This window comes from Streptomyces sp. NPDC007856 (genome assembly GCF_042868225.1).
Lineage (GTDB): Bacteria > Actinomycetota > Actinomycetes > Streptomycetales > Streptomycetaceae > Streptomyces.
The window spans coordinates 1-12,040 of sequence record NZ_JBIAEC010000014.1 but is presented as its reverse complement, the minus strand read 5'-3'; the positions used below and the strand labels follow the sequence as shown (position 1 = coordinate 12,040).

10 protein-coding genes are annotated in these 12,040 nt (G+C 71.0%); 6 read left to right on the top strand and 4 right to left on the bottom strand.

Annotated features, from left to right (window positions below; all coding sequences use genetic code 11):
• Positions 1–28 precede the first annotated feature (28 nt).
• The 3 genes from ACFYOH_RS29845 (at position 29) to ACFYOH_RS29835 (ending at position 3,538) form a co-directional block, all read left to right on the top strand.
• Positions 29–1,156 carry an SIS domain-containing protein gene (locus tag ACFYOH_RS29845; RefSeq protein WP_388631773.1) on the top strand — a complete coding sequence of 376 codons (1,128 nt, stop codon included), beginning with the start codon at positions 29–31 and terminating at the stop codon, positions 1,154–1,156.
• Positions 1,157–1,258: 102 nt separating this feature from the next.
• Complete coding sequence (gene manA / locus ACFYOH_RS29840) at positions 1,259–2,410, top strand: mannose-6-phosphate isomerase, class I (RefSeq protein ID WP_388631771.1); 1,152 nt, start codon at positions 1,259–1,261, stop codon at positions 2,408–2,410.
• A gap of 147 nt (positions 2,411–2,557) precedes the next feature.
• Complete coding sequence (locus ACFYOH_RS29835) at positions 2,558–3,538, top strand: cation diffusion facilitator family transporter (protein WP_388631767.1); 981 nt, start codon at positions 2,558–2,560, stop codon at positions 3,536–3,538.
• Between the two features lie 9 nt (positions 3,539–3,547).
• Here ACFYOH_RS29835 and lepB read toward each other — a convergent pair whose 3' ends face one another.
• The gene (lepB, locus tag ACFYOH_RS29830) at positions 3,548–4,240 is read right to left on the bottom strand and encodes a signal peptidase I (protein ID WP_388631764.1); all 693 of its coding nucleotides are present in this window, start codon (positions 4,238–4,240) and stop codon (positions 3,548–3,550) included.
• 140 nt (positions 4,241–4,380) lie between these two features.
• A complete protein-coding gene (locus ACFYOH_RS29825) occupies positions 4,381–6,642 on the bottom strand; it encodes a fructose-specific PTS transporter subunit EIIC (RefSeq protein ID WP_388631761.1) in 2,262 nt (753 codons plus the stop codon).
• A 471-nt stretch (positions 6,643–7,113) separates the two neighbouring features.
• Between ACFYOH_RS29825 and ahcY the strand changes: the two genes are divergently transcribed.
• Entirely contained in the window at positions 7,114–8,571 is a 1,458-nt protein-coding gene (gene ahcY / locus ACFYOH_RS29820; RefSeq protein ID WP_388631758.1) for an adenosylhomocysteinase, read from the top strand.
• A gap of 194 nt (positions 8,572–8,765) precedes the next feature.
• Positions 8,766–9,380, top strand: coding sequence for a hypothetical protein (locus tag ACFYOH_RS29815; RefSeq protein WP_388631755.1), 615 nt, complete (start codon positions 8,766–8,768; stop codon positions 9,378–9,380).
• 96 nt (positions 9,381–9,476) lie between these two features.
• On the opposite strand, the gene ACFYOH_RS29810 is transcribed toward ACFYOH_RS29815, so the two are convergent.
• Complete coding sequence (locus ACFYOH_RS29810; protein ID WP_388631752.1) at positions 9,477–10,487, bottom strand: RDD family protein; 1,011 nt, start codon at positions 10,485–10,487, stop codon at positions 9,477–9,479.
• A 143-nt stretch (positions 10,488–10,630) separates the two neighbouring features.
• Here ACFYOH_RS29810 and ACFYOH_RS29805 point away from each other — a divergent pair, with 143 nt between their 5' ends.
• Positions 10,631–11,638: a stage II sporulation protein M gene (locus tag ACFYOH_RS29805; protein ID WP_388631750.1), complete on the top strand. Its 1,008-nt coding sequence runs from the start codon at positions 10,631–10,633 to the stop codon at positions 11,636–11,638.
• 203 nt (positions 11,639–11,841) lie between these two features.
• Here ACFYOH_RS29805 and ACFYOH_RS29800 read toward each other — a convergent pair.
• On the bottom strand, positions 11,842–12,040 hold a 199-nt coding region (locus ACFYOH_RS29800; protein WP_388631747.1), incomplete at its 5' end, for a hypothetical protein.

The window sequence follows — 12,040 nt, the reverse complement described above, 5'->3', positions numbered from 1 at the left end:
GGACCCCGGCGCTCGGAGGCAACCGCCCATGCTGGACGAATCGCTGCTCGACACCCCGGAGGGCCTCGCCGAGGCCGACCGCCGAGGCCTGCTGCGCGGCGCCGCCGAGGCCGGCGCCCGCGTCCGCACCGCCGCCCGGCACGCCATCGAGGCCGGCGTCGGCGACCTCAAGCCCGACGGCCGCCCCCGCGCCGTCCTCATCGCCGGCCCCGGCGCCGCCGCCACCCACACCGCCGACCTGCTCGGCACCCTGGCCGGCGTCGGCAGCCCCGTGGTCCGCCTGGCCCCAACGGGCGTCGCCCCGGCCGCGGGCGCCCTGCGCTGGGAGCTCCCGGGCTGGGCCGGCTCCGTGGACCTCCTGCTGGTCGCCACCCCGGACGGCACCGAACCGAGCCTGTCCCTCCTCACCGACCAGGCCTACCGCCGCGGCTGCTCGGTCGTCGCCGTGGCCCCGGCCGGCACCCCGCTCGCGGAGGCGGTCACCGGCGCCCACGGGTTGTTCGTACCGATGGCGACGGCGCCGTACGACCAGGAGGAACCGCTCGCCGCGTCCTCCCCGGGCGTCTTCTGGGCGCTGCTCACCCCGCTGCTGGCGCTGCTGGACCGGGTCGGGCTGATCAGCGCCCCGCCGGACGCCCTGGAGAAGGTCGCCGACCGCCTGGACCACATCGCCGAACGCTGCGGCCCCGCCATCGCGACCTACAGCAACCCGGCCAAGACCCTCGCCGCCGAACTCGCCGACGCGCTCCCCGTGGTGTGGACGGAAGGGCCCTCGGCGGGCCCCGCGGGCCACCGTTTCGCCGCCGCCCTCGCCGAACTCGCCGGCCGCCCCGCGCTCGTCGCCGAACTCCCCGAGGCGCTCTCCGCGCACAGCGCCCTGCTGGCCGGCCCGCTGGCCGCCAGCGCCGACCCCGACGACTTCTTCCGCGACCGCGTCGAGGAGCCGCCCGCGCTGCACGCGCGCGTGGTGCTGCTCCGCGACCGCCCGATCAGCGGCCTCACGGCCGCCCCCGCCGCCCGTGACGTGGCCCTCAGCCATGACACGCCGATCAGCGAACTCGAACCTGAGGAGGGCGGCGAACTGGAGTCCCTCGCTGAACTGATCGCCGTCACGGATTTCGCCGCCGTTTACCTGGCGCTCGCTTCGAGGGCCTGATCTGGCTACGGGCCGGAAGACCCGCGCCCACCATCAGCACGGCAACCGGCGCCGTCACCGACGCCGGCCGGGCAGCCGTACGTACGGAGACAGAGAAGACACATGGACCGCCTCGACAACACCATCCGGCCCTACGCCTGGGGTTCCACCACCGCCATCCCGCACCTCCTCGGCGTCGAGCCGACCGGTGAACCGCAGGCGGAGATGTGGATGGGCGCACACCCCGGAGCCCCCTCGCGCACCGCTCGCGGGACGTTGGTCGAGGTCATCGACGCGGACCCGGAGGCAGAGCTGGGCAAGGCCGCCGTGGCGAAGTTCGGTCCGCGCCTGCCCTTCCTCCTCAAGATCCTCGCCGCCGGCGCGCCCCTCTCCCTCCAGGTGCACCCCAACCTGGAGCAGGCCGGGGAGGGTTACGCCGACGAGGAGCGCCGCGGCATCCCGGTCGACGCCCCGCACCGCAACTACAAGGACGCCAACCACAAGCCGGAACTGATCTGCGCGCTCACCGAGTTCGACGGCCTGTGCGGCTTCCGCGACCCGGTCCGGTCCGCCGACCTGCTCGACGGGCTCGGCGTCGCCTCACTCAAGCCGTACGTCGACCTGCTGCACGCACGCCCCGAGGACGCGGCCCTGCGCGAGGTGCTCACCGCGATCCTCACCGCCGACCCGGAGGAGATGGCGCAGACGGTCGCCGAGGCGAGCGCCGCCTGCGCCCGCCTCGGCGGTGACTACACCACCTACGCCGAGCTCGCCCAGCACTATCCGGGCGACCCCGGCGTCATCGCGGCCATGCTGCTGAACCACGTCCGCCTGCAGCCCGGCGAGGCCCTGTTCCTCGGCGCCGGCATCCCGCACGCCTACATCAGCGGCCTCGGCGTCGAGATCATGGCCAACTCCGACAACGTCCTGCGCTGCGGCCTGACCCCCAAGCACGTCGACGTCCCCGAACTCCTGCGCGTCGTCCGCTTCGAGGCCGGCGACCCGGGCGTACTGCGCCCCGAGGCCTCCCCGGCCGGCGAGGAGGTCTACGACACACCGATCGACGAGTTCCGCCTCTCCCGGTACGTCCTCGCCGAGGGCGGCGCCGCCCACGACCTCACCCTCGACACCCCGCAGATCCTGCTCTGCACGGCCGGCTCGGTCCGCGCCGGCGAACACGAGCTGAGCCCGGGTCAGTCGGTCTTCGTCCCGGCCGGCGAGACGGCGGAGATCTCGGGCACGGGCACACTCTTCCGTGCCACTGTGATCGTATGACCGGGGTTGTGGATACCTGACGCGGCGGAGCCCGGCCGGGCTGCAAGAATGGCCCACGGCAAAGGCCGGGCAAAGCCGGGGCGCGCCCGGCGGCGTGGACGTACGGGGGCTCCGAGGGCCTCAGAGGCGAAGGGACAACGCGGACTCATGAGCGCGTCAGGCGGTACGAAGGCGATCGTGGCGGCACTCGGCGCCAACCTCGCGATCGCGGCATCCAAGTTCGTGGCGTTCGCGTTCAGCGGCTCCTCCTCGATGCTCGCCGAGGGCGTCCACTCGCTCGCCGACTCCGGAAACCAGTTCCTGCTGCTCATCGGCGGCAAGAAGGCCCAGCGCGAGGCGACCCCGCAGCACCCCTTCGGCTACGGCCGCGAGCGCTTCATCTACGCCTTCCTCGTCTCGATCGTCCTGTTCTCCATCGGCGGCATGTTCGCCATCTACGAGGGCTACGAGAAGATCAGCCATCCGCACGAACTGGAGCACTGGTACTGGCCGGTGGGCGTCCTGATCTTCGCGGTCATCGCCGAGGGCTTCTCCTTCCGCACGGCCATCAAGGAGTCCAACGAGCTGCGCGGCAGACTGAGCTGGGCGCAGTTCATCCGCCGCGCCAAGGCCCCCGAGCTGCCCGTCGTCCTGCTGGAGGACTTCGGCGCGCTCATCGGTCTGGTCCTCGCCCTGCTCGGCGTCGGTCTCGCCGTCCTCACCGGCGACGGCGTCTGGGACGGCATCGGCACGGTCTGCATCGGTGTCCTGCTCGTCTGCATCGCCCTGGTCCTGGCCGCCGAGACCAAGTCTCTGCTGCTCGGGGAGGCGGCGGCCCTGGACGTGATCAAGAAGATCGAGGAGGCGACCGTCGACGGCGAAACGGTCACCGGCGTCATCCACATGCGCACGCTCCACCTCGGCCCCGAGGAGCTGCTGATCGCAGCCAAGATCGCCGTGCAGCACGACGACACGGCCGCCGAGGTCGCCGGCGCCATCAACGCCGCCGAGGCCCGCATCCGCGCCGCCGTCCCCATCGCCCGCGTCATCTACCTGGAACCGGACATCTACAGCGAGGCCGAGGCAGCCAAGGGCCCGGACCCGGAGGCCACCCCGGGCGGCCCGACCCCGCACGCCGCCGGCCACTGAGCCGGGACCTCAGCTCCCGCTCGGCGACACCGGCCAGGGCATCTGCGGCAGCTCCGGCACCCTCCGCCGCCGTACGGCGAGGAAGCCGATGCCCAGGCCGATGCCGGTGAGCAGCAGCACCCCGCCGAGCAAGAGGGCCGCCACCAGCAGGGCAGGGACCGTGCGGTCGTCCGTCACCCGGCCCAGCACCGCGTCCGCGGACACCGTCCCGCCCTGCTCGTCCAGGTGGAAACGCGAGTCCTGGGAGTCCGCCCGATAGTCACCGAGGAGGAACAGCCGCCCCTCCGGGACCTTCACGTCATACGGCCGGTGCACGCCGTCGGCGTCGCCGCCGTACACATACGGCTCCTCGACCGGCTTCCCGTTCACGGTCATCCGCTCCCGCGAACCCGCGACCGAACAGCACCGCACCCGGTCCCCACCCGCGCCGACGACCCGCTTCATCAGGGGCCCGTCGAACCCGTAGGACTCCGGCGGCGTGAACACCACCACGTCACCGCGCCGCACCTCGCTCCCGCCGACGCGCTCCCAGACGACCCGGTCACCCCGTCCGTACGTCGGCCTCATGCTGTTGCCACCCACGGTGGAGACCCCGTACGCCTCCCGCAGCCACCCAAAGCCCCCGACGGCCAGCACCAGCCCCAACACCCCCACCACAACCGCCGCCATCCCCAGCCCCCGCCCCCGTCTTCCGCCCGCCATGCCTCTTCCTCCCCGAGCGACCCATCCAAGGCCGCGGAGAATAGCGCCACCTCGTGAACGGGCTGTGCGGCGGGGGGATTTGTCGGTGGGGGATACTCGCACCCTTTCCCGCCCCCACCGCTCCCTTCAGCCGCGTCGGCTCACCCGGCCTCACCGAGCACGTCGAGCACCCCGCGCCCGTCCGGCGCCGCCAGCAGCCGCTCCCGGAAACCGGGATCCATCAGCTTGCGGGAGAGCAGCGCGAGGATCCGCAGATGCTCGTCGCCCGCGGCCGCCTCCGGTACGGCGATCATGAAGACCAGCCGGGCCTTCGTACCGTCCGGCGAGCCCCACTCGACCCCCTCGGCGGAACGCGCGAAGCCGACGACCGGGGCGGTCACCGCGTCCGTCTTGGCGTGCGGGATCGCGATCTCCTCACCGAGCCCGGTCGTCCCCTGCTCCTCCCGCCGCAGCGCGGTCGCCACCAGCTCGTCCACATCGGAGACCCGCCCGCTCCGCGCGAGCAACTCCGCCATCTCCCGGACAGCGGCCTCCTTCTCCACCGCCCGGAGCGCGCCCTTCACGGTCCGCTCACCGAGGTAGCCGGACAGCACCACGGACCCATCCCCCTCAGCCGCAGCATCTCCAGCCTGCCCGGCGCCCTGGGCTCCCTCCGGCTGCTCCGCTTCCTCGGAGTCGTCAACGGCGCCCACCCGGACCGAGCCCCCGGAGACCACGGCACCAGCACCGCCCCCCGAGGCCCCCGCCCCGGCCCGCCCAGCCACGACCACCCCCGCAGGCACCTGCCCCGACCCGGGAGGCCCCTCACCGACGCCTTCGGCACCCGTCGACGGCGAGAACCCCCCACCGGCGCCACCCGTACCCGACGACGATTGCCGCACGAGTGGTGCAGGCGGGAACCCGATCCCCACCACTCCTGAACCCGCGCCGACAGGAACAGCCCGCCCCCGGCGCCCACTCACCCCAACCAGACCCACGGTCACGAGCGCGGTCACCACAGAACCGATCACCACGGCGACGAAGAACATCGGCACCCCACTCACCGCACCCAGCACCGCCACGATCGGTCCCCCGTGCGGCACCGCATCCTTCACCCCGGCCGGCCCCGCAACCGCACCGGCCACCGCCCCGCCCAGCATGTTCGCCGGAATCACCTGCGCCGGCCGCGCCGCCGCGAACGGAATCGCGCCCTCCGAGATACCGAAGCACCCCATGAACAGCGCCGCGAGCCCCGTCTCCCGCTCCTGCTCGCTGTACAGCCGCCGACGGATCAGCGTGGCCAGTCCCTGCCCGAGCGGCATCACCGGGATCGCGGCGGCGCACATGCCCATCACCGTCTGGTTGCCGCTCGCGATGAGCCCGGCCCCGAACAGGAACGCCGTCTTGTTCACCGGCCCGCCCATGTCGAACGCGATCATCAGCCCGAGAATCGCGCCGAGCAGGATCGCGCTCGTCCCCGTCATCCCGCCGAGCCAACTCGTCAGATGCTCGAACACCCAGGAGATCGGCTTGCCGATGACGTAGACGAAGAACAGCCCGAGCACCGTCGTGGCGACGATCGGGATCACGATGATCGGCATGATCGGCTGCACGAACTTCGGCACCCGCACCTTCTTGATCCACAGCACCAGATACCCGGCGAGGAACCCGGTCACGATCGCCCCGATGAAGCCCGCGCCCGCCTTGGAGTCGTACAGCGCGCCCGTGTTCGCGATCCAGCCGCCGATCATGCCCGGCACCAGCGCGGGCCGGTCGGCGATCGCATAGGCGATGTAGCCGGACAGGACCGGGATCATCAGCTGGAAGCCGATCCCGCCGATCGCGTTGACATGCGCCCAGAAGGTGCCGTCCGGGATCACATAGCCCCTCGACGTGGCATGGCCGCCGAGCGCGAGCGACACCGCGATCAGCAGACCGCCCACGACCACGAACGGGATCATGTACGACACGCCGTTCATCAGCGCCCTGTACACCGGCCCCCGCTCCCGGCCACCACCGGAGGTCACCGCCGCCGAACCGCTCACGGTACCGTCGGGCGCCTGCACGGGCGCCGACCGCACCCGCTCGATCAGCTGCTCGGGATGGTGGATGCCCTCGGCGACCCCGACCGTCAGCACCCGCTTGCCGGCGAAACGGCTCAGGTCGACGTCCTTGTCGGCGGCGACGATGATCCCGTCCGCGCTTCTGACATCGTTGTCGTCGAGGACGTTCTCGGCCCCGATGGATCCCTGGGTCTCCACCTTCATCTCGATGCCACGGCTCGCCGCGGCCTGCGCGAGCCTCTCCGCCGCCATGTACGTGTGCGCGATGCCGGTCGGGCATGCCGTCACCGCCAGCAGCTTCACCTGCCGCCGCTCGTCATCGCGGCCACCCGTGGAGGGAGGGCCGGCCGGACTCGTCACGTCTGTCTCCTCACACCTTCGTCGCTACGAGGCACCGTCCCGGACACTCCCGCGAGCGGACCGGACGGCCCCGGTCCCCTGCATCCTGCACCACCCCGCCCCAGACCCAAGGGCGTGAAAGTCCCCTTTTGTTACGGTCCTTGGACTCCCGCCCCGCGGTCATTCGCACCTCCGCCAGCCCGCTCCTGCCCTCTCCCCACCCTCCGAAACCGCCTTCCGGACGGCTCGAACCGCACGGAGGCGGACTGGGGCCGAACGGGCCGTCCGGTGTAGCTTGGGACGGAGCCAGACGTCGCTGCTGATGGCGGTCGGGCGGTCCCTCGCGGACCGACCGAGGGAGAGAGGGCCTCCGACGGACTGCGCTGCGCGCACGTGGGCATGCCAGTGTCCTCATCTCGGGCACCCGTGTGTCCGCCGCCGCGCAGACCAGCCGTACCCCCACCTCGATCCGACACCGAGGAGCAGCTCGCAATGACGACTGTCGACAACCGACAGGACTTCAAGGTCGCCGACCTCTCGCTGGCCGAGTTCGGCCGCAAGGAGATCACCCTCGCCGAGCACGAGATGCCCGGCCTGATGGCGATCCGCAAGGAGTACGCCGAGGCCCAGCCCCTCGCCGGCGCCCGCATCACCGGCTCCCTGCACATGACCGTGCAGACCGCCGTGCTCATCGAGACCCTGGTCGCCCTCGGCGCCCGCGTCCGCTGGGCCTCCTGCAACATCTTCTCCACCCAGGACCACGCGGCCGCCGCCATCGCCGTGGGCCCGAACGGCACGCCCGACAACCCGCAGGGCGTCCCGGTCTTCGCCTGGAAGGGCGAGACCCTGGAGGAGTACTGGTGGTGCACGGAGCAGGCGCTGACCTGGCCGGACACCGTCACCGGCGGCCCGAACATGATCCTGGACGACGGCGGCGACGCCACCCTCCTCGTCCACAAGGGCGTCGAGTACGAGAAGGCCGGCGAGGTCCCGGCCCTGGACACCGCAGAGTCCGACGAGCACCTCGTCATCCTCCAGCTGCTGCACCGCACCCTGGGCGAGAACCCCCAGAAGTGGACCCAGCTGGCCTCGGAGATCCGCGGTGTCACCGAGGAGACCACCACCGGTGTCCACCGCCTGTACGAGATGCAGCGCGAGGGCTCCCTCCTCTTCCCGGCGATCAACGTCAACGACTCCGTCACCAAGTCGAAGTTCGACAACAAGTACGGCTGCCGCCACTCCCTGGTCGACGGCATCAACCGCGCCACCGACGTCCTGATCGGCGGCAAGACCGCCGTCGTCTGCGGCTACGGCGACGTGGGCAAGGGCTGCGCCGAGTCGCTGCGCGGCCAGGGCGCCCGTGTGATCATCACCGAGATCGACCCGATCTGCGCCCTGCAGGCGGCGATGGACGGCTACCAGGTCACCACCCTGGACGAGGTCGTGGAGACCGCCGACATCTTCATCACCACCACCGGCAACAAGGACATCATCCTTGCGTCGGACATGGCGAAGATGAAGCACCAGGCGATCGTCGGCAACATCGGTCACTTCGACAACGAGATCGACATGGCCGGCCTCGCCAAGATCCCCGGCATCGTCAAGGACGAGGTCAAGCCGCAGGTCCACACCTGGAAGTTCCCGGACGGCAAGGTCATCATCGTGCTGTCCGAGGGCCGCCTGCTGAACCTGGGCAACGCCACCGGTCACCCGTCGTTCGTGATGTCCAACTCCTTCGCGGACCAGACCCTGGCCCAGATCGAGCTGTTCACCAAGCCCGACGAGTACCCGACCGGCGTCTACGTGCTGCCCAAGCACCTCGACGAGAAGGTCGCCCGCCTCCACCTGGACGCGCTCGGCGTCAAGCTCACCAAGCTGCGCCCGGAGCAGGCCGCGTACATCGGCGTGGAGGTCGACGGCCCGTTCAAGTCGGACCACTACCGCTACTGAGCCGGCGACTCCGTAGTCCCGCCCGCCGGGGAGCACACCGGTGCACCAGCGTGCTCCCCGGCAGCAGGACCCCGAGGCAGGCCCCCGCACCCCCGTGCCGGGGGCCTGCCCCTTTGGCGGGTCCCGCCCGGACAGCACCGGAGGAACCGGCGGTCCGGCCGGACCCGTCAGCCCGTCGAAGACCCAGGACCCCCATGCCCCGCGGCCGTTATTCGCTCCACGATCCGCACGATCACACCCCCCTCGGCGAAGAACACTTCCAGTGCGCCCCCGGTCCCTCCGGCTGGCGCTATGTCTCCCGGCTGACCAGCCCCGCCGGCGATCACCGCGGCTCGGTCGACCTCGCCCTGGACGACCTCGGCCGCCCCATCCGCCTCGAACTCCACGCCGGGGAGTGGCAGGTGCGCGGAGCCGCCCTCGACGGCGTCACCTGGGTCCGCACCGATCCCACCGGAACCCATGCCACCGAAGGCAATGTGCGCGCCCACGCCTTCACCGGCACGTCCCCCGCGTTCCTCATCGCCACCGCCCGTCTCCTGCGCCTCACCCCCTCGTCCGCCGCGACCCGTGTACGCCTGGTCGCCTTCACTGACCCGGTCCTCGCCCCCCGCACCGTGGACCAGTCCTGGGCCCTGGTGAACAGCGAAGCACACGCCACTGACAATGGCCCTCTGGCCGTGGACGAATACCAGGTCACAGCCCTGGACACGGGTGAGCGGCACACCGTTCACATCGCCGGGGACGTCGTCCTGGCCGCACCCGGGATCGAGCTGGAGGACCTCCAGTCACCGCCCTCGAGGTTCGACTGAACGCCGGGACCCGAGAGACCGCCGGGCCAGTCCCCGCCCGACAAGACGACTGGAAGGACTGGAAGGAGAGGAGCGGACCCGCCGCTTCAACGCCTCCTACGCCGGTGGTGCGAAACCGGTGGCCGGGCGGTCCGCAGACGGCTCGTCCCGCGGAGGTACGGCCGACGGCGGAAGCGGCGCCTGCGGCGGCTGAGCCCATCCCTGAGGCCGGTCCGGCTGAGAGGGATTCTGCGACCCGGCCGCCACAGCGGGCGCCTGAGTTGCAACCGGCGGCTTAGCAGCGAATGGCGGCTGGGCGGAAACCGGGGGCTGAAAAGCGGCCGGTGCGCCGGGCGCGGCTGCCTGTGGGGCGAATCCCATCGCGCCGAAAGCCTGCCGGGCCTCACGCGACTGCCGCTCGTGCACCACGGCGGCCAGGAAGGCGGCCGCCGGAAGATCCCGCGGCACAGCAGCCCCCGTCCGCGCCGCGAGGTCGGCGGCGAGCCGCTGGGCCATCCCTGCCGAGACCTGCGGATCGAGCTGCCCGAGCCGGGTCAGGTACTGCCGAACCGCCAGCCACAGCCCGTCCGGCACCGCCGACAGATCCAGCTCGGCGAACCGCCCGGCCAGCCACGGAGGCGGCGGTGGAACAAAGCCGGCCCGACCGGCCGGTATCCGCTCACGCACGACCAGCGTGCCCGCGAACACGTCACCGAGCCTTCGGCCGCGTGCCGAGACCAGTGAGGCGATGCAGGCGATCACACCGAACGTCAGCAGGATCTCGACCACACCGATCGCGCCCCGCACGAGCGCGTGCCGGAACCGGATCGGCCCGCCGTCGTCCCGCACCACGCGGAGCCCGAACGCCAGCTTCCCCAGCGAACGCCCATGGCTGAGGGTCTCCACCGCGATCGGCCCGCCGACCAGCACCAGCAGAAACGTCGCGATCGACAGGGCCACCTGCGCGGCCTCGTCCAGCGACGCCGTCGACATCACCACCACGATGGTGACGACGACGTAGGCGACCACGGCCACCACGAGATCGAGCAACACGGCCAGCGCCCTGCTCGGCAGCTTTGCCGGCCGCAGTTCGAGCGCCACCGCCTCGCCCGTCACCAGCTCACTCACGCCCGCCGTCCTTCCCTGATCTGCCCCCGGAAGCGCAAGTCTGCCAAGCTGTGGGCACATCGCGCCCCAGTGCGACTATCTGACCGCGATCGAGAGCATCCCCGACGAGCAGTCGACGACCAGCCGAGGAGCAGGCAGACCCGATGGACCTGGACGTCTTCGTCTCCGTACACCGAGCCGAATGGGACCGCCTCGACACCCTGCTCCGCCGCCGACGCCGCCTCACCGGCGCCGAGGCCGACGAACTCGTCGCCCTCTACCAGCGCACCGCCACCCATCTGTCCCTCATCCAGTCCAGCGCCCCGGACCCGCAGCTGACAGGACGGCTCAGCCAACTGGTGGCACGCGCGCGTAGCGCCGTCACCGGCACCCGCCGCGCCTCATGGCGTGACGTCAGCCGCTTCCTGGGCCAGGACTTCCCGGCCGCGGTCTACCGCGCCCGCCACTGGTGGGTTCCCACGGCACTGGTCTCCACTGCCATCGCGATTCTCCTGGGCTGGTGGATCGGCACTCACCCGGACGTCCAGTCGTCGATCGCGGCGCCCGGCCGACTGCGTGACCTGACCCGCCCCGGCGGCGAGTACGAGACGTACTACTCCAGCCATCCCGCGGCGGCCTTCGCCGCCCAGGTGTGGACGAACAACGCGCAGGCAGCCGCGATGTGCCTGGTCCTGGGCGTCTTCCTGGGCCTGCCTGTCCTCTGGATCCTCTTCGAGAACATGCTCAACCTGGGCGTCGGCTTCGGCCTGATGTCCTCCGCCGGCCGACTCGACACATTCCTGGGACTGGTACTTCCGCACGGCCTGCTTGAACTGACGGCAGTCTTTGTCGCCGCGGGTACGGGACTGCGCCTGGGCTGGACACTCATAGACCCCGGCCCCCGCAGTCGGCGCACCGCTCTCGCCGAAGAAGGACGCGCGGCCGTAGGCATGGCGATCGGACTCGCCCTGGTCCTTTTCGTCTCCGGCGCCATCGAAGGCTTCGTCACGCCGTCCGGCCTGCCCACCTGGGCCCGCATCGGAATCGGTGTCCTGGCCGAGCTGGCCTTCCTGACGTACGTCTACGTCCTGGGCGGCCGAGCGGCACGCGGAGGTGAGACCGGCGATCTAGAAGCGGCGGACCGCAGCGCCTCGCTGCCCACCGCGGCGTGATGTGCGTTCCACCCCTGTGAGCTGCTAGTCTCCTCTTCGCTCCGCAAGACCCGTTGACACGGGTCGCGTGGGGAGGTAGATTCAAACAGTTGCCTGGAACTGGACAAGTTCACCGGCGAAGGTTAGACTCTACGAGCTTCGAGAGAAGTCGTGAACGACATCTCGAAGAAGCGTCTCCCGATTACTCAGAAATGAGCGGCCGGTCAGACCGGCCAAGAACTTCTGATAAAGTCGGAACCGCCGGAAAGGAAACCGCGAGAAAGCGCGGAAACCTGGAAAGCACCGAGGAAATCGGATCGAGAAAAGATCTGATAGAGTCGGAAACACCGAAGGGAAGCGCCCGGAGGAAAGCCCGAGAGGGTGAGTACAAAGGAAGCGACCGTTCCTTGAGAACTCAACAGC